This is a genomic window from Labrys okinawensis (genome assembly GCF_002982075.1).
Taxonomy (GTDB): Bacteria; Pseudomonadota; Alphaproteobacteria; order Rhizobiales; family Labraceae; genus Labrys; species Labrys okinawensis_A.
Map to the genome: position 1 here is coordinate 49,165 of NZ_PUEJ01000006.1, position 18,057 is coordinate 67,221.

Below are 18,057 nucleotides of genomic sequence, written 5' to 3' on the forward strand. Positions count from 1 at the left end.
ACAAAGGTCGAGCACCCCGAAAAGCTTAAGTGAACTGCATTGGGTCCAAGGACCGGCCCTTTTCCGTTCCGATTGCCGCGGCTATCAGGCCACCTTGTTCTCGAACTGGCCGGCCTTGCGGAAGCGCCACAGATAGCTCGGCACGATCGCTTCCACCGTCGCCGGCTGGATGCCCAGGCCTTCCAGCGTCAGGCCGGCCCTGGCGGCCTCCTCCGTCACGACGTTGTCGTGGCGCAGCAGCGTGACCTGGTCCCGTGTCAAAGGCGGGGTGAACAGGCCGAGCGACACGGTCCGCGCCAGCTCGAACAGGGTCGCCTGCACATTGGCGATACCGAAGGGCATCGGCACCAGCAGGCGCTTGCGATTGGTGGTCTTCAGCACGAATTCGAAGATCTGGCGCAGGGTCAGCACTTCCTGGCCGCCGAGTTCATAGGTCGCGCCGGGTGTCAGGGAGCCCTCGGCGCCGCGGGCCAGCACTTCGGCGACGTCGCCGACGAAAACCGGCTGGAACTTGGTTTCCCCGCCGCCGATCAAGGGCAGCACCGGCGACATCCGCGCCAAGCCCGCGAATTTGTTGAAGAAATCGTCATCCGGCCCGAACATCACCGAAGGGCGCAGGATGATGGGGTCCCCGAAGGCGGCGCGGGCCGCCTCCTCGCCCTTGAGCTTGCTCTTGGCATAGGCCGACTCGGAGCCCGCATGCAGGCCGAGGGCCGAGACATGCACGAAGCGCTTCACGCCGGCCACCTTGGCGGCACGGCCGATCGCACCGGGACCGAAAGCCTGCACGGCGTCGAAGCCGTTGGCGCCGCGCTCATGCATGACGCCGACCAGGTTGACCACCGCCTCGGCGCCTTCGACGGCGGCGGCGATCGAAGCGGGATAGCGCAGATTCGCCTGCACGCCGCGGATCTGGCCGACGGCGCCGGCGGTCATCAGATATTGGGCGAGATCCGGGCGGCGCACGGCCACCCGCACCCGGAAGCCGCGCTTGGCGAGCGAGCGCACGAGATTGCGGCCCACAAATCCCGATCCACCGAAAACCGTGACCAAGCGATCGCTGACTGGCGCCATTTGCTAGAAACCTTCGAGAATGGACGATTGGGCCTTCCTTAGCGCGGCAGGCTGGGACTGTATAGAGGCGCCGATGCTTTCGAGGCCGTGGGCCGGCGATCCAGCCTCGGATCGCCACCATCAGGGTGCCTGCGATCGCAGGGACTCACCCGCGCGGGAGCGTGAGTTCGAGATCGTCATGTCCCGGCATGCCGGCTATCCGCCGGGTCCGTTCAGCGGGATGCCAGCCACGTCAAGTCGGGAGTGCCACGCGTTGCTCAAGCCCCCCTCTGCAGCCGATACAATCCGCTTTGGGCTCTCCCGCTTTGAACGCTATGGTCTGGCACCGCTGCTGTGATCACGAGCGTGGCGGGACAGGAGAATGATGACCACCTCCGTATTGCCGCATGACGGCCTCGGCCTCGATACGCTGCGCCTGGAAACCCTGATCCGCCTGCGCTGGATGGCGATCGCCGGCCAGTTGGTCGCGGTTCTCGGCGTGCGCTACGGCCTCGGCTTTCCCGTGCCGCTGCAGGCCTGCCTGCCGCTGATCGGCGTCTCCATCCTGGTCAATGTCGCCTTGCGGCTGCGCTATCCCGCAACCGAGCGGGTCGATCCGGCCCGCGCCGCCACCCTGCTCGGTTTCGATATCGTGCAGCTGGCGGCGCTGCTCTTCCTCACCGGCGGCCTGCAGAACCCCTTCTCCTTCCTTTTCCTCGCGCCCGTGATGATCTCGGCGACCTCGCTGCCGCCGCTGATGACGCTTGCGCTCGGCCTCCTGGCCATCGGCTGCGCCTCCCTGCTCACGGCCTGGCACCTGCCCCTGCCCTGGTTCGAGGGCCAGGCGTTCGAGATGCCGATGCTCTATGTCATCGGCATGTGGTTCTCGGTGCTGCTGGGCCTGGCCTTCATCGGCGTCTATGCCTGGCGGGTGGCCGAGGAAGCCCGCCTGCTTTCCAACGCGCTGGCTGCCACCGAACTGGTGCTGGCGCGCGAGCAGCATTTGTCCCAGCTCGACGGCATGGCCGCCGCCGCCGCGCATGAATTGGGCACGCCGCTCGCCACCATCGCGCTGGTGGCCAAGGAACTCGAGGTCGCCGCGCCGCCGGAAGGCGATTTCGTCGACGACATCCGCCTGTTGCGCAGCCAGGTCGAGCGCTGCCGCGAGATTCTGGGCAAGCTCGCCTCCCTCGGCGACGATGGCGGTGCCCCCTTCGCCCGCCTGCCCCTGCCGCTGCTGATCGAGGAAGTCTCCGCGCCGCATCGCGATTTCGGCATCGCCATCTCGGCGGAGTTCCTGGGCCCGGAGGATGATGCCCCCTCCGCCCCGCGCAACCCCGGCATGCTCTACGGTCTGGGCAACATCGTCGAGAACGCGGTCGACTTCGCCAAATCCAAGGTGAGCATCACCGCCAGCTGGGACGCCAAGACGGTGACCCTGATCGTCGGCGACGACGGCCCCGGCTTTCCTTCCGAAATCATGGGGCGCCTCGGCGATCCCTATGTCACCCAGCGCCGCCCGCGCCTGCCGGGCCAGCCCGGCGGCGGCCTCGGCCTCGGCTTCTTCATTGCCAAGACGCTGCTGGAACGGTCCGGTGCTGCAATCGCCCTGGCGAACCGTTCCTGGCCGGACAGCGGCGCTGTCGTCAGGCTGGAATGGCCGCGCGACGTCTTCGAGCGTTGAGCGCCTGTGGGACGCCGAGATGCGAGCTCGGCGCCGATCGAAACCATCCCGCGGGGCCGCGTTCAGGCGTGGACAAATTGCCCCCGGCAGGCCGATGCGACGGCATTCTCCAGATTATTTGTAAGACCTTTCATGCAAGAAAATGCATCAAAACAAAGACTTAAGGAATTTTTGCGCTACAATGCCGCCAAGAAGTGCTCATCGAGCCTTAATAAAAACTGACGGAGGACACGATCAATCAAGTGGGAACAGCAAGTACTCCCAGGACTTTTGCGTCGGGGCGCAAGGCGGGCCGGAGGACTTCCGGTCTTCATGGCGCCTGGTCGTGGCAAGGATATGGAGCCGACATGCAGGTCCCGCCCGACGGAAACCGGCGGACTTCGGCGGTCGAATTCTTTCCGGCTGGCCCGGGCGCGCGCGCCGTTACCCTCGCGACGGCCCATAATAACCTGCGGGGATTGCAATCGCCGAATAACCGAATAAACGATAGCTGGCTGCCGCCAGTGAAATTTCTTCACTTTGCCGCTATAGTCGCCACTGTGGCGAACTGTCGCACCAAAGGAGGCGATAGGTCTTCGATCACTTGACCGTAACGTCAGCAACGGATTGGCCTCCAATCCGTTGCTGACGTTACGGTCTGGAGGGAGTGGGGGTCTCGCGCCGACTTGGCGAGATGCTTTCCCTTCGCCCGGACCGAAGTCCCTTTGCTCGAACCAAGGATAGGTGAGTCCGTATTATGGTTGCCCCTGAATTTCCCGATCGTTCACTCCTTCTCGTCGACGACGACAAGGCGTTCCTGCAGCGTTTGGGCCGAGCCATGGAAGCCAGGGGCTACACCGTCACCACGGCCGACACGGTCGCCGAGGGACTGGCGCAGGTGGAAGGCTCGCCGCCCGCCTTTGCCGTGATCGACATGAAGCTCACCGACGGTTCCGGGCTCGACGTGATTTCGCGCCTGAAGGTCAAGCGGCCCGATGCGCGCGGCATCATCCTCACGGGCTACGGCAACATCGCCACCGCCGTCACCGCGGTGAAGCTCGGTGCCTTCGATTATATCGCTAAGCCGGCGGATGCCGACGACATCCATGCCGCCTTGATGGCCGATCCCAGCCACAAACCCGAACTGCCCGAGAACCCGATGTCCGCCGACAGGGTGCGTTGGGAGCATATCCAGCGCGTCTATGAGCTTTGCGGCCGCAACGTCTCCGAGACCGCCCGGCGCCTCGCCATGCACCGGCGCACGTTGCAGCGCATCCTGGCCAAGCGCGCGCCACGGTAGTTCGGCGCCGCCGACCTCTCTGCTCCTTACGGATTCGTCCGTGGATATACGGATCGATCTGGCTCGACCTTTGTCATTGCCGGGCCTGACACGGCAATCTGGTCCCTACGCATGACATCGAAGACGAGGCACTGGATGCACGGGTCAAGCCCGGGCACGACAAAGGTGGTGTTTCAATTGTTTGCGGAGAGTGCATAAGAATCTTCTAAGCCCGGACCGATATTCCGCATGGGCGCAGAGCTTGCGCATCGCACTGCATCCGGCTAGCCCTTTGGCGAATCCTGGAGCAGGACGCGTTCAAGCAGAACGCTCCTCCGCTCCGGCTCTGAGGTTCGGCGCGTCTTTGCGGATCTTGCCGATCCCGGCACATCGCAAAACGCTTTGGGGAGTGAATCATGAAGACGAGAGCGGCTGTGGCATGGAAGGCGGGAGCGCCCCTGACGGTCGAGACCATCGAGATCGGCGGCCCTAAACCGGGTGAGGTGCTGGTCGAGATCATGGCCACCGGCGTGTGCCATACCGATGCTTACACCCTGTCGGGCGCCGATCCGGAAGGCCTGTTCCCGGCCATTCTCGGCCATGAGGGCGCAGGCATCGTGCGCGAGGTCGGCGCCGGCGTCACTTCGCTGAAGCCGGGCGACCACGTCATTCCCCTCTACACGCCCGAATGCCGCCAGTGCAAAACCTGCCTGTCGCAGCGCTCGAACCTGTGCACGGCCATCCGCGCCACCCAGGGCAAGGGCGTGATGCCCGACGGCACCAGCCGCTTCGCCTGTGATGGCGGCGAGGTCTTCCACTATATGGGCTGCTCGACCTTCTCGAACTTCACGGTGCTGCCGGAGATCGCCCTCGCCAAGGTGCGCGAGGACGCGCCCTTCGACAAGATCTGCTATATCGGCTGCGGCGTCACCACCGGCATCGGCGCGGTGATCAATACGGCCAAGGTCTGGCCCGGCGCCAATGTCGTGGTGTTCGGCCTCGGCGGCATCGGCCTCAATGTGATCCAGGGCGCCCGCATGGTCGGCGCCGACAAGATCGTCGGCGTCGATCTCAATCCGGCCAAGGTCGAGATGGCCAAGAAGTTCGGCATGACGCATTTCGTCAATCCGGCGGAAGTCGGCCATGACAAGGTGGTGCAGGCCATCGTCGACCTCACCGGCGGCGGCGCCGATTTCTCCTTCGAATGCATCGGCCTGCCGGTCACCATGCGCCAGGCCCTGGAATGCTGCCATCGCGGCTGGGGCGAATCGATCATCATCGGCGTGGCGGCCTCCGGCCAGGAAATCTCCACCCGTCCGTTCCAGCTCGTCACCGGACGCGTGTGGAAGGGCACCGCCTTCGGCGGCGCGCGCGGGCGCACCGACGTGCCGAAGATCGTCGACTGGTACATGGAAGGCAAGATCGAGATCGATAGCCTGATCACCCACACCATGCCGCTCGACGAGATCAACACCGCCTTCGACCTGATGCATGAAGGCAAGTCGATCCGCTCGGTGGTGACGTTCTAGCATAGTCTTAGTGGGCGCTTGCGCTGCCCCTCACCCCTCGCATTTGCAAAGCAAGTGCGGACCTCTCCGCGTAAGAACGGGGCGAGGGAGCGCAGGCGTCGCGATGGCACATCAAGCATTCTATCTCGCGCAACGGTTGAGCGAGATGGGATGCTTTGGAATTGAAACATAAGGTCGAGGTCCCCCTCGCCCCGTTCTTGCGGGGAGAGGGTAAGGGTGAGGGGCTGCACGCCCCCCGTCGTTGAGAGCAATCACCTGATACGACTTCCCCCTTCCTGCGGGGCGCGGATTTTCCTTCTCCGCTTCATCTAACTTTACAAACGCCCGGACGGCGCGAAACCTCCTCCGGCTAGGCTTCGTCATCCCGCAATGCCCGGCACGGCCCTTGCCGTACGGCACTGCCCTTGATGGAGACTGACATGAGTGAAAGCCCGAACGCTCCCGTTCCCGCACGCCGCTGGCCGCGCGTGCTGGTCCTCGGCGGCGCCATGGCGGCCGGCATCGCCCTCGGCGCCGGCGGTTTGGCCGCCGCCGCGGTGATGGGCGGCGGTGGCTGGCACCACGGCCCCCGGCTCGAACGCATCCAGAATTTCGTGCGCATGTCGCTGGATTCGGTCGCGGCCACCTCCGAGCAGGAGGCCAAGGTGCACGACATCATCGCCGCCGCCTATACCGACCTCGCCCCGAAACCCGAAGACAGGGCCGCCTTCCGCAAGCAGGCTGTCGATCTCCTGCGCGCGCCCACCATCGACAAGGCGGCGGTCGAGAAATTGCGCAGCGATTTCGTGGCCCGGACTGACGCCAAGTCCAAACGCTTCGTCGAGGCCGTGCTCTCGGTTGCTGACGTGCTGACGCCCGAGCAGCGTGCCAAGCTGGCCGACCGTGCCGATCTCTGGGCCCAGCGCGGTCCGATGATGGGTGGCCACCGTGGACACCATGACGGACATGGCCGCCCCGGACGGCCGGATGATGGCGGCCAGGACGGCGACAACGACGACAATTGAGGCCTCCTGGCGGCGGGGCACGTTTGGCGGCAAACGCTGCTTTGCTCCCCCTCGCTTCCAAGCCGATCCAACGGATGGGCTGGAGCGTTTTGCGATCGAGGACAATTCCATCAAATCGCAAAACGCTTTAAAATCGACCGCTCGATGACGGCCGCTCCCTCCGGGGAGCGGCCGAACGATTTATTCCTACACCGGAGCAGGCAGTGGCCGTGGAACGCATCCTGATCATCGACGACGACACCAGGCTCGCCGCCATGCTCGGCGATTATCTGGCGGCGGCCGGTTTCGACGTCGATCACAGGCCGTCCGGCACGGAAGGCCTCGGCGCCATCGAGCGCGATGGCTACGATGCCGTGGTGCTCGACATCATGCTGCCGGACTTCGACGGCTTCGAGGTCTGCCGGCGCCTGCGCATGCGCTCCAACATTCCCGTTGTGATGCTGACCGCGAGGGGCGACGATACCGACCGCATCGTCGGGCTCGAGATCGGGGCCGACGACTATCTGCCCAAGCCCTTCAACCCGCGCGAGCTGCTCGCCCGTCTGCGCGCCGTGCTGCGCCGTCGCGCGGCGCCGGCCGAACTCGACAACCAGACCCTGCGCTTCGGACGTCTCACCATCGACCGCGGCTCGCGCAGCGCCCGAATCGACGGCGAGGAACGCCCCCTCACCAGCCATCAGTTCGATCTGCTTCTGGCGCTGGCCGACAATGCCGGCCGGGTGCTGAACCGCGAAAGGCTGATGGATCTGGTGAAGGGCGAGGAGCTCGACGTGTTCGACCGGTCGATCGACGTCCATATCTCCCGCATCCGCGCCGCCATCGAGGACGATGCCAAGCATCCGCGCCGTATTCTCACCGTGCGGGGTACGGGCTATGTCTTCGCCAAGCGGCAAGATGCGGACTAAGGCGTTTTCCAGAACGGCGACAGACGTCTCGATCAAGAAAACGCGCCAGACAAAGAGTTATGCGGAAAGTGCGCTTCGGGGAAATCGCACTTTGCTCCAGGAGGCCGAGGGCAAGCGCCCATGCTGATATTCTTTCGCAAGCGTCTGTTCTGGCAGGTCTACCTCACTTTGCTCGCCTGTCTCGTCGTGCTGGCGCTGCTGGTCGGCTCGCTCTGGCGCATGGCGGGCGATACGGCCGGCGAACGCTGGGGGGCCCTGCGTGTCCGGCTGACCGACGAGCTGGTGCGCTTCCAGGAACGCACGCCGGAGGACCTGCCCACCGAGATCCGCAAGCTCAGCGAGGAAATGGGCGCTTCGATCTCCGTCTACAGCAAGGAACGCGTGCTGATCGCCTCGCGCGGTTTTCCCATCGCCCTGCCGGCCGGTGACGACGACGTGCCCCAGCGCTGGCTGGACCATGTCGTGCGTGTCGACCTGCCGGGCGGACGCACCGTGCTCGCGCAGTTGCCGCGGCCGCCGAAGCCGGGCCTGCGCGTCCTGCTGCTGGCCCTCCTGGTCGCCGGCGGCGTCGGCATCGCGGCCTGGCCGGCGACCGCGCGGCTGACGCGCCGCCTCGAAACGCTGCGCGCCGGTGTCGAAAGCTGGGGCAGCGGCGCCCTGAGCCGGCGCGTGGCGGAACAGGGAACCGACGAGGTCGCCATGGTGGCTCGCAGCTTCAACGGCGCCGCCAGCCGGATCGAGGCCCTGGTCAATTCCCAGAAGGCGCTGCTCGCCAATGCCAGCCACGAATTGCGCTCGCCGCTGGCACGGCTGCGCATGGCGGTGGAAATCGGCGCGGACAAGCCCAGCGCGGCGGTGCGCGAGGAGATCAACCGCGACCTGCAGGAGATCGACCAGCTGGTGGAGGAAATCCTGCTCGCCAGCCGGCTCGATTATGCCGCCGCCACGCCGCTCGAAGGAGCACCGGTCGACCTCCTGGGCCTGGCGGCCGAAGAGGCTGCCCGCACCGGCGCCGCCGCCGATGGAGAGCCGGTGGAAATCCGCGGCGATGCCACGCTGCTGCGGCGGCTGATGCGCAATCTCCTGGAGAATGCCGGCAAGCACGGCAAGCCGCCGGTGGAAATCACCATCGCCAGCGACCAGGGGCAGGCCCGCATCGAGGTGTGCGACCGCGGCCCCGGCATTGCCGAGAAAGAGCGGGAGCATCTGTTCGAGCCGTTCTACCGGCCCGTCGGCCGCAGCGAGACCGCCGGTGGCTGGGGCCTCGGCCTGGCGCTGGTGCGCCAGATCGCCGGGCGCCACCGGGGCTCGGTACGCTGCGAAAGCCGCGAAGGCGGCGGCAGCCGCTTCGTGGTGGAACTGCCGCTGGCGTGAAGGTGGAATGCTCCGAGACGGGAGATCATGGTGAGGGGCTGCGCCAGCCATCCGACAAACCGGCTGTGGCGCAGCACCAACCTCACGCATGCGCCTGGGTGCCGAGGCGCCGGGCCAGGAAATCGGCTGCCTTCATGGCGCCTTCCGGCGAAATGGTGTGGTCGAGGCCAGGCTCGATGAAAAGCTCCGTGTCGACGCCTGCTCGCTCGAGGCGCTCGGCAGCCGCCTGGCTTTCGCGCGCAGGAATGATCCTGTCGTCCTCGCCATGAACGAGCAAAACCGCGCTTCCGGCCGCCGGCGCCAGCGGCTCCGGAGTCGCCAGCCTGGCGGAAAGGGCAACGACCGCCAGCGGCCAGCGGCCGGAGGCAAGCGCGTCGAGCGCCATGATCCCGCCCTGCGAGAAGCCCGCCAGAGCCACGCGACCGGGCGCTTGCGAAAAGCCGTGCCCATCGATCACATCCCGCAAGGTTGCGTCGAAGGCCGGGCGCGCCGCGACAACGCGCCCGCCGCGGTTCTGCGCAGTCACGCCGGCGACGCTGAACCACTGGTGTCCCCTGCCGGCATCGGAGGCGAAGGGCGCGTCCGGCGCGGCCAGCACGGCGCCCGGCAGCATCTCGCGCCAGATGTCACCCAGATGCATGAGGTCGCCGCCATTGCTGCCCACGCCATGCAGGAGGATGATCAGACTGTCCCTCATGCCGCCTTGGCCTCGACGGCGGCGAGGCCCGGCAGATCGGGGCCGACAGGCACGATGCCATTGGGGTTGAGCGCCTTGATCGAATAATAGCCGCGCTTGATGTGATCGATGCTGACGGTGTCGCGAATGCCGGGGACGGCCAGCACGGCGCGCAGATAGGCCGAGAGCGCCGGATAGTCGGCCAGTCGCCTGAGATTGCATTTGAACAGGCCGTGATAGGCGGCATCGAAGCGCACCAGCGTCACGAACAGGCGGATATCGGCCTCCGTCAGGCGGGCGCCGAACAGGAAGGGGCCGCCGGCGGTGAGGCGCCGCTCCAGCCGATCCAGCATGGCGAAGATCCCCCAGAAGGCCTCTTCATAGGCTTCCTGCGTGGTGGCGAAGCCGGCGCGATAGACGCCGTTGTTGAGGCTGGGATAGATCGCCTCGTTCAGGGCGTCGATCTCCCAGCGCAGATTCCCGGGATAGAGATCGATCTCGCCCCGGGCGAGCGCGCCGAACCCGTCATTGAACATGCGCAGGATGTCGGCGGACTCGTTGTTGACGATGGTGCCGCGCTGCTTGTCCCACAGCACCGGCACGGTGGCGCGGCCGGTATAGGTGGGATCGGCGCGGGTGTAGATCTCATGCATATAGGTGGCGCCGTTCACCGTGTCGGGCGTGGCGCCGGGATAGGTGCCGAAGCGCCAGCCCTGCTCGGTGGTGGCCGGCTCGACCACGCTGACGGAGATGACGTCATCGAGGCCCTTGAGCTTGCGCCCGATCAGGGTGCGCGAGGCCCAGGGGCAGATCAGCGCGACATAGAGATGATAGCGCCCCGCCTCGGCCTTGAAGCCGGCCTCGCCCGTGGGCCCGGCGCCGCCGTCGGGCGTGACCCAGTTGCGGAATTTCGAGGCCTGGCGCACGAAGCCGCCCTGCTTGTCGGTCGCCTGCACCGGATGCCAGTCGGCGCTCCATTTTCCGTTGACCAGCATGACTCAGCCTTTGCGGGTGACGACGGAGAACGAGGTTCCCCAGGGATCGTGCAGGGCGAAACCGCCCGCCTTTTCCCTGATGGCAACGCCGGCAGCCTGCACCCGGTTCCGCAGGGCGGCAAGGATCTCTTCATCGGCTGCGATCATCTCCACCTCGGCCAGGCCCGTCGAGGGGAAAGCGCGCTCGCCCGCCCCGCGGCTGTTCCAGATATTGGCGGCGAGATGATGGTGATAACCGCCCGTCGCAAAGAAGCTGGCGCCGGGATAGCGCGCGGTGAGATCGAAACCGAGTACGCCGCCGAAAAAGGCATCCGCCGGCTCGATGGCTCCGACCTGGAGATGCACATGGCCGACGATGCCGCCGGCAGGATAGCCCTGCCAGCGTGTCGTGCCGGCTTCGGCAATCACGTCCTGCACGTCCAGGCGTTCGGTCGACATGGCCACCGTGCCGCCGTCGACGGTCCAGGCGCTGCGCGGGCGGTCGGCATAGACCTCGATGCCGTTGCCTTCGGGATCGGACAGATAGATCGCCTCGCTGACCAGGTGATCCGAAGCACCCTGGAGCGGCAGCCGCGTCTCGACGACATGTTTGAGCCAGCGACCGAGATCGGCTCGGCTGGGCAATAGGAAGGCCGTATGGAACAGGCCGGCCTCGCGGGGCGAACGCCGCCGGGCCTGTGGGTCGTGGCGCAGTTCCAGCAGGACCGCGTCGCCGGCTCCAAGCCGGCGCAGGCCCGCCTCCGACGACAGGGGCTGCAGGCCGATCGCCTGTTCATAGAAGCGGCTGGCGGCATCGAGGTCGTGCACGGTCAGGCTGACCGCGCCGATGCTGAGGGGTGCGTCACTGGCTGACATGGCATCCTCCTGATGAGGGCGGGTTGACGCGAGGGGTACCGCGTTAGCTGGCGGCGCCGCGCGAAGGGGTCGGCCGCAGCGCCAGGGCGCCGTCGCCGATCAAGGCAAGCGCGAGCAGGCCGACGATCCACAACGCCAGATATTCCCAGCCACCGTTGGGATTGGTGAAGAAGAACCCGGCCGGGCCGTGCACGGTGGCGATGGCGCCCGCCAGGACGGGAATCAGGGCCAGGGCGGCGAGGCGCGGCCAGACGCCGAGAATGAGCGCGAGGGCCCCGATGACCTCCCAGGCGATGGTCACATAAGCGAGCGCTGGCGGCAAGCCGAGCGATGCGAAGAACTGGGCGGTGCCGGCCGGCGTGAACACGAAGATCTTCAGCCCGGCATGGGCCAGGAAGAGGATACCGAGCGCCAGGCGCAGCAGGAGGGCGGCATAGGGAGCAGTGCGGGTGTCGAACATGATCGTCTCCGGGGGATAGGATTGCTGCCCGCACACTGCACCATTTCCATCCCGGAGATTATCCCGGTACCAGACAGAATATTCCTTCCATATCGGAATTTATATCGAGATCCATGATAGCTGACCGTCATTGCGCGCGGAAGCGAAGCAATCCATGGGCCGTAGACCCTCCACCTTTAAGCCGCTGGATTGCTTCGCTTCAGCGCGCAATCACGGAGATGGTGCGTCGAACTTTACGCGGATCGGTTTCAGGACCACCCCTGCTCCCAGGGAGGCCTGCCGCGGTAGCGTTCTGCCAGGAAGTCGACGAGGACGCGGATCTTGGTCGCCAGATGGCGGCCGGGCGGATAGAGGGCGTAGGCGCCGAGCGGCCTGTGCTCGAAGCTGCGCAGCAGGGGCTTGAGGCGACCCGCCTGCAGCGCTTCACCGGCCAGGAAGCTCGGGCCACAGGCAATGCCGAGCCCGGCTTCCGCCGCCTTGAAACTGGCCTCTCCGTTCGAGAATTGCAGCCGCCCCCTGACCCCCACCTGCAGCGGCGCGCCATCGGCCTGGAAGCGCCAGCTCAGCGGGTCGCTGAAATTGGTATCGATGACGCATTCGTGCCGCGTCAGCTCCAGCGGATGCAGAGGCTCGCCATGGGCAGCGAGATAGGCGGGCGCCGCCGCCGTCACGATGCGGGTCTCGCAGAGCTTGCGGGCAATCAGGCTGGAATCGCCGGGATTGCCGATGCGGATCGCCATGTCGAAGCCTTCATCGACCAGGCTGACCACGCGGTCGGTGAAACCGACATCGAGCTGAATGTCGGGATAGAGCTTGGCGAAGGCGACGAAGGCCGGCGCCAGATGCATGGTGCCGAAGCTGAGGGGCACGGAGAGCTTGATGCGCCCGGCCGCCAGGCCCGAGGCACTGCGGACGGAAGCGTCGAGGGCATCGAATTCCTCCAGGACGGCCTTGATGCGTTCGTAATAGGCACGGCCGATCTCGGTCGGCGACAGGGCCCGCGTGGTGCGCTTGAGCAGTTGCACGCCCAGATCGGCTTCCAGCCGCGACACCAGCTTGGAGGCCTGGCCGGAGCTGGTACCGAGCCGCGCCGCCGCATGGGAGAAGCTGCCGGCCTCCAGCACTGCCACGAACATGCGGTCGCATTCGAGCCGTTCCATGCATTGCTTCCGGTCTGGAGCGAATATAGTCAGAATTTACAGAAACCGCTCGAAGATGGAAGAAATGGCCGTCGAACGCAACAATTTCAACTGGGAAAGCGCGAGGGTTGGTTTGTCATGCCCGGGCTTGTCCCCGGCATGACAAAGGTCGAGCTGTTTCAGGTTGGGGGTGAGGGATTCAAGCCCCTTCCACCTCCTCGACATCCACGCCGACCCAGAGCCCGATGAAGGCGGAGGGCGTGCCGATGAAGGAACCCGATATCGGTATGGCCTGGTGCGGCTCCCGCACGGCGGCGATGCGAATCAGCCGGTCGGACGCCACCAGTCCGTTGGTGGGGTCGAACTCGATCCAGCCGATATCGGGCAGATAGACGTCGGCCCAGGCATGGGTTGCTCCCGCTCCCTGCAGCACGGGCGCTCCGGTCTCCGGCGGCGGATCGAACAGATAGCCGGAGACGAAGCGCGCGCCGAAGCCGAGCAGCCGGGCTGCGGCGATGAACAGGGCCGCGAAGTCGCGGCAGGCGCCGCTGCGGTTCGCGAAGGTGAAGGCCGGGTCCTGGGTCGACTGCTCGAAACGCGTGACATAGGCAAACTCGCCATGGATCTCCTGGCACAGGCCGGTGAGCAGATCCCGCGCCCCGCCCGGATGGCGCCTGGGGGCACCGGCGATCCAGAGCCTGAGATCGTCGGGATAGTCGTCGGCCGAGGCGAGCATGGCGGCACCGAGATCGATGGTCTCGTCGGCCGAATAGGTCACGGGAAAGGGTGCCTCCCCGCCGGTCAAATGGGCGGTCGGCACGGCCGAGGCGAAGCGCTCGATCTCGAGCCGGCTCTCGATCGACAATTCGCTGGCCTGCCCGGTGAACACGCCTGTACAGACCTCGTTGCCGAACACGTCATAGGTCCAGACGAATTCGGCCGGCAGCGAGGTGGAGAGGGTGGCCGAGATCAGCCGCATCTCGTGGCTGTCACGCGGGCGCAGCATCATGCGGTGCGGCCCAAAGCTGACCGATTCGGCATAGCGATAGGTCGTGCGATGGCTGACGATCAGGCGTTTCAAGGCACGAACTCCCTTCAGGCAGCAGATTCGTTCCGGTCCGGATGGACGATACGAAAAAATAGGGTAAGACCGAACGAGCCGGCGATTGGGAAACTCTTGCCGGGCGATCGAGTTTCATGATCTGGCGAATTCGCCGCGAATCATAAAGACACTCGAGCCAATCCGTTGGATTGGCTTGGAAACAAGGAGTGACGATGGCAGGGCCGCCGGGCATCAGGGCACGATCGCAGGGTTTCGCCGATATTTTCGACCGCTCCACCGGGGGCGCCCTTACACCGCTCAACGTGGTGATCGAGCGCGTGCTGAGCCCGGTTCGGGCGATGATCGAGGGGCGCGAGACCCTGATGTTCGGTACCAACTCCTATCTCGGCCTCAATTTCGATCCCGCCTGCATCGAGGCCGCCGGCGCCGCGCTGGCGAGCTTCGGCACCGGCTCCACCGCCTCGCGCGTCGCCAGCGGCAATCAGGCCCTGCATGTCGAGCTCGAAAAGGCCATCGCCGAGCTCTATGGCCGGCGCGACGCCGTGGTGTTCTCCACCGGCTTCATGGCCAATCTCGGCGCGATCGGCGGGCTGGTGCGCGAGGGCGACGCCGCGGTGCTCGATGCCCACTGCCATGCCTCGATCTTCGATGCCTGCAGGCTCTCGGGCGCGAAGATCCTCACCTTCAAGCACAATGACGCTGCCGATCTCGCCCGGGTCATCGCGGAAAGCGGCATCGCGGCCAGCCGCACGCTCGTCATCGTCGAGGGCCTCTACAGCGTGCTCGGGGATGTCGCCAGCCTTGAGGCGATCAGCACCGTGACCTCGCAAACCGGCGCCGTGCTGCTGGTCGACGAGGCCCATTCGCTCGGGCTCTACGGCGCCAGAGGGCGCGGCGTCGCCGAAGCCCAGGGCGTGGAGGACAGGGTCGACGTGATCGTCGGCACCTTCTCCAAGAGCGTCGGCGTGGTCGGCGGCTATTGCGTCACCAGCGATCCGGCCTTCCGGGCCCTGCGTTTTGCCGCACGCAGCTATCTCTATACCGCTTCCCTGCCGCCGCCGGTGGTGGCCGCCGCCCGGCAGGCGCTGTCGATCATCGCGGGCGACAGCGAGCGCCGCGCCGCCGTGTCCGCCCATGCCGAGACGCTGCATCGCGGCCTGACCGGCCTCGGCCTGCCGCCTTTGGCCCCGCCCGGCCCGGTCGGCGCCGTGCGCATGCCGGGCATCAAGGCCGGGCTGGATACCTGGACCGCCCTGCTCCGCGCCGGGCTCTACGTCAACATGCTGATCCCGCCGGCCACGCCCAATGGCGAGGTGGTGCTGCGCTATTCGGTCTCCGCCGCCCACGGCGCCGCCGATATCGAGGCCGCCCTCGACATCATCGCCGCGGCCGGCCGCCAGACCGGCGTGCTCAGGCCGGCGGCTTAGCGCTTACGGCCCCATTCATTCCCGAGCCGCCCTGATGAACCAGCCTAACCGATCGGCCGTCCCGGACGAGCCGGCCTCTCCCTCCTCGACCAGTCGCAAGCTCCCCGCCGGCATCTGGGCGCTCGGCTTCGTCTCCATGCTGATGGACGTCTCCTCGGAGATGATCCATGCGCTGCTGCCGGTCTATATGGTCGCCGTGCTCGGCACCTCCACCTTGGCCGTCGGCATCATCGAGGGCATTGCCGAGGCGACGGCCTCGATCACCAAGGTGTTTTCGGGTGCGCTCAGTGACTGGCTCGGCAAGCGCAAGCTCCTGGCGGCGATCGGCTACGGCCTCGCCGCCTGCACCAAGCCGATATTCCCGCTCGCCGCCTCGCTCGACTGGCTCGTAGCCGCCCGTTTCATCGACAGGCTCGGCAAGGGCATCCGCGGGGCGCCGCGCGATGCGCTGGTCGCCGATCTCGCGCCGCCGCATCTGCGCGGGGCGGCCTTCGGCCTCAGGCAATCCCTCGACACCATCGGGGCTTTCGCCGGCCCGCTCATCGCCATCGGCCTGATGTGGCTGACGGCGGACCATTTCCAGGCCGTGTTCTGGATCGCCGTCATCCCGGCCTTCGCCGCCGTCGCCCTGATCCTGGTCTTCGTCGAGGAACCGCCGCGGCCGCAGGCGCTCCGGCGCGTGCGCATGCCGCTCCGCCGCGACGAGCTCGCCCGCCTGGGCGCGACCTATTGGTGGGTCGTGGCGGTCGCGGCGGTCTTCACCCTGGCCCGTTTTTCCGAAGCCTTCCTGATCCTGAAGGCCCAGTCGATCGGCCTGCCCCTCGCCCTGGTCCCCGTCGTGCTGGTGGTGATGAGCCTGACCTATTCGCTCTCGGCCTATCCCGTCGGCATCCTGGCCGACCGCATGGACCGCGTCCTCCTGCTCATCCTCGGCCTCGTCCTGCTGATCGTCGCCGATATCGTGCTCGCCCTCGCCCCCGGTATCATCGGTGTCGGCATCGGCGTGGCGCTGTGGGGCCTGCATATGGGCTTCACCCAGGGGCTGCTCGCCGCCCTGATCGCCACGGCGGCCCCGGCCGAGCTGCGCGGGACGGCCTTCGGCGTCTACAATCTCGTCACCGGCCTCGCCTTGCTGGCGGCCAGCGTGCTGGCGGGCCTGCTCTGGGACATGACCGGGCCGGGCGGCACCTTCTTCGCCGGCGCCGGCTTCGCCGCCCTCGCCATGGCCGGCCTGTTCGGGATCCGGGCGCGGCTCAGAGCGCCCTGAGGCACGAACTCAAACCACCTTCGGCGCCGGGGTGGACTTGGGGGTGCGCACGAACTCGCTGCGCTTCCTGAAGATCACTTCGCGCTGGGCCGGCCCTATCGCCGCACCGATCCGGAAGAGATCGCGGGAAACCTGCACGAATTCGCGCACGAAGTCGGAAAGACGGGTTTGCCCGGGCCGCAGCGACAGATTGCCGGCCCTGAGAAACACGAAGAGGGCGATATAGCCGATCAGGAGCTGGCCGACGAGGATGCCGGCCAGTTCCCAGCGCAGCGGCGCTCCGAGCACGATCGCGCCGATGCCGGCCGGCAAGGCCACGGCCCAGGCCAGGCCCGACCACCACACCCCCAGGTGCATCGCCGCCTTCAGGCGATCGGCGAGCGAGAGCGAACCGTCGGCGAGGATCGGGCAGAGCAGGCGCAGCATCACCTCGCCGAAGCCCTTGGTCCAGCGCTGCTGTTGAACCATCCAGGCCTTCATCGTCTCCGGGAGCTCGCCGGGCACCGGCACGCTCATCAGGAAGGAGCCGCGCCGGCCGATGCGCCAGGCCCGGTAGGACAAATCGAGATCCTCGGCGAGCGTGCCGCCGCGCCAGCCGCCCGCCGCCTCGATGGCCTCGCGGCGCCAGACGCCGCAGGTGCCGTTGAACGGCAGGGGATGGCCGGCCCAGCAGCGCGTGCCCTGTTCGATGGCGAGATGCGCGTCGAGCAGCACCGCCTGGGTGCGCGTCAGCGGATTGGCGTCCCGGTTCATGTAATCGAAACGGGCCTGGATGAAGGCAAGCTGCGGATCCGCCAGCAGGCAGGTCATGGTCTTCTTGAGGAAGTCGGGATCGGGGACGTAATCGACGTCGAGAATGGCGAAAAAGCCGTGCGGCGTCAGCGTCATGGCATTGGCGAGCGCGCCGGCCTTGTACTCGCTGCGATCCTTGCGATGGATCAGCACCACGTCGAAGCCCTGTGCCCGGCGCCGCGCCACCTCCTCATTGGCGAAGATGGTGGAACCGTCGGTGGAATCGTCGAGGATCTGGATATGCAGGCGCTCGCGCGGCCAGTCGAGGGCGGTGGCGGCATCGAGCGCACGGGCCACCATGGCGCCTTCGTTATAGGTGGGGATCTGCACCACCACATCCGGCAATTCGGCTTCGGTGGGCAGGCCATGCGCCAGCAGTCGGCGCTCGGCCTCCATGCCGGCCTTGCGCAGGCGCCAATGCTTGAAGACGAGATAGAAGGTCGCCAGGGTCGAGCCGAAGGTGACCGTCCAGCCGAACAACGATATCACGGCCAATATCACCGCCAGCCAGCCGGCGATCGCCCAGAAACTCTCCCACAAACCCGTCAAACTCCGTCTCTCAGCCCCACACTCGCT

16 protein-coding genes are annotated in these 18,057 nt (G+C 66.6%); 8 read left to right on the forward strand and 8 right to left on the reverse strand.

All coding sequences use genetic code 11. The features are described 5' to 3' along the window. Positions 1-84: 84 nt before the first annotated feature. Positions 85-1,074 carry a complex I NDUFA9 subunit family protein gene (locus C5L14_RS17280; RefSeq protein ID WP_105863311.1) on the reverse strand — a complete coding sequence of 330 codons (990 nt, stop codon included), beginning with the start codon at positions 1,072-1,074 and terminating at the stop codon, positions 85-87. Positions 1,075-1,435: 361 nt separating this feature from the next. On the opposite strand from C5L14_RS17280, the gene C5L14_RS17285 reads away from it, so the two are divergent. The 6 genes from C5L14_RS17285 (at position 1,436) to C5L14_RS17310 (ending at position 8,807) form a co-directional block, all read left to right on the forward strand. Then, a complete protein-coding gene (locus tag C5L14_RS17285) occupies positions 1,436-2,737 on the forward strand; it encodes an ActS/PrrB/RegB family redox-sensitive histidine kinase (protein ID WP_428832635.1) in 1,302 nt (433 codons plus the stop codon). Between the two features lie 736 nt (positions 2,738-3,473). Continuing rightward, positions 3,474-4,016, forward strand: coding sequence for an ActR/PrrA/RegA family redox response regulator transcription factor (locus C5L14_RS17290; RefSeq protein ID WP_068290777.1), 543 nt, complete (start codon positions 3,474-3,476; stop codon positions 4,014-4,016). 395 nt (positions 4,017-4,411) lie between these two features. Then, the gene (locus tag C5L14_RS17295; protein WP_105863313.1) at positions 4,412-5,524 is read left to right on the forward strand and encodes an S-(hydroxymethyl)glutathione dehydrogenase/class III alcohol dehydrogenase; all 1,113 of its coding nucleotides are present in this window, start codon (positions 4,412-4,414) and stop codon (positions 5,522-5,524) included. 419 nt (positions 5,525-5,943) lie between these two features. Beyond that, the gene (locus C5L14_RS17300) at positions 5,944-6,528 is read left to right on the forward strand and encodes a Spy/CpxP family protein refolding chaperone (protein ID WP_181161217.1); all 585 of its coding nucleotides are present in this window, start codon (positions 5,944-5,946) and stop codon (positions 6,526-6,528) included. A 203-nt stretch (positions 6,529-6,731) separates the two neighbouring features. Then, complete coding sequence (locus C5L14_RS17305) at positions 6,732-7,433, forward strand: response regulator (protein ID WP_281062576.1); 702 nt, start codon at positions 6,732-6,734, stop codon at positions 7,431-7,433. Positions 7,434-7,553: 120 nt separating this feature from the next. Then, positions 7,554-8,807: a sensor histidine kinase gene (locus C5L14_RS17310; protein WP_105863315.1), complete on the forward strand. Its 1,254-nt coding sequence runs from the start codon at positions 7,554-7,556 to the stop codon at positions 8,805-8,807. Between the two features lie 82 nt (positions 8,808-8,889). Here C5L14_RS17310 and C5L14_RS17315 read toward each other — a convergent pair whose 3' ends face one another. The 6 genes from C5L14_RS17315 to C5L14_RS17340 form a co-directional block, all read right to left on the reverse strand. Beyond that, a complete protein-coding gene (locus tag C5L14_RS17315; protein WP_105863316.1) occupies positions 8,890-9,504 on the reverse strand; it encodes an alpha/beta hydrolase in 615 nt (204 codons plus the stop codon). Next, on the reverse strand, positions 9,501-10,478 hold the full coding sequence (locus C5L14_RS17320; protein ID WP_105863317.1) for a glutathione S-transferase family protein: 978 nt from the start codon (positions 10,476-10,478) through the stop codon (positions 9,501-9,503). The genes C5L14_RS17315 and C5L14_RS17320 overlap by 4 nt, the downstream gene beginning before the upstream one ends. Positions 10,479-10,481: 3 nt before the next feature. Beyond that, complete coding sequence (locus C5L14_RS17325) at positions 10,482-11,333, reverse strand: VOC family protein (protein ID WP_105863318.1); 852 nt, start codon at positions 11,331-11,333, stop codon at positions 10,482-10,484. 43 nt (positions 11,334-11,376) lie between these two features. Then, positions 11,377-11,793 (reverse strand): DoxX family protein, encoded by a 417-nt coding sequence (locus C5L14_RS17330; protein WP_105863642.1) that lies wholly within the window; start codon positions 11,791-11,793, stop codon positions 11,377-11,379. Positions 11,794-12,041: 248 nt separating this feature from the next. Further along, entirely contained in the window at positions 12,042-12,953 is a 912-nt protein-coding gene (locus C5L14_RS17335) for a LysR family transcriptional regulator (protein WP_105863319.1), read from the reverse strand. Positions 12,954-13,131: 178 nt separating this feature from the next. Beyond that, the gene (locus C5L14_RS17340) at positions 13,132-14,013 is read right to left on the reverse strand and encodes a transglutaminase family protein (RefSeq protein ID WP_105863320.1); all 882 of its coding nucleotides are present in this window, start codon (positions 14,011-14,013) and stop codon (positions 13,132-13,134) included. A gap of 194 nt (positions 14,014-14,207) precedes the next feature. Between C5L14_RS17340 and C5L14_RS17345 the strand changes: the two genes are divergently transcribed. Then, on the forward strand, positions 14,208-15,422 hold the full coding sequence (locus C5L14_RS17345) for an aminotransferase class I/II-fold pyridoxal phosphate-dependent enzyme (protein WP_105863321.1): 1,215 nt from the start codon (positions 14,208-14,210) through the stop codon (positions 15,420-15,422). 34 nt (positions 15,423-15,456) lie between these two features. Beyond that, the gene (locus tag C5L14_RS17350; RefSeq protein WP_105863322.1) at positions 15,457-16,689 is read left to right on the forward strand and encodes an MFS transporter; all 1,233 of its coding nucleotides are present in this window, start codon (positions 15,457-15,459) and stop codon (positions 16,687-16,689) included. Positions 16,690-16,698: 9 nt separating this feature from the next. On the opposite strand, the gene C5L14_RS17355 is transcribed toward C5L14_RS17350, so the two are convergent. After that, positions 16,699-18,030 (reverse strand): glycosyltransferase family 2 protein, encoded by a 1,332-nt coding sequence (locus tag C5L14_RS17355; protein WP_146126939.1) that lies wholly within the window; start codon positions 18,028-18,030, stop codon positions 16,699-16,701. Positions 18,031-18,057 lie beyond the last annotated feature (27 nt).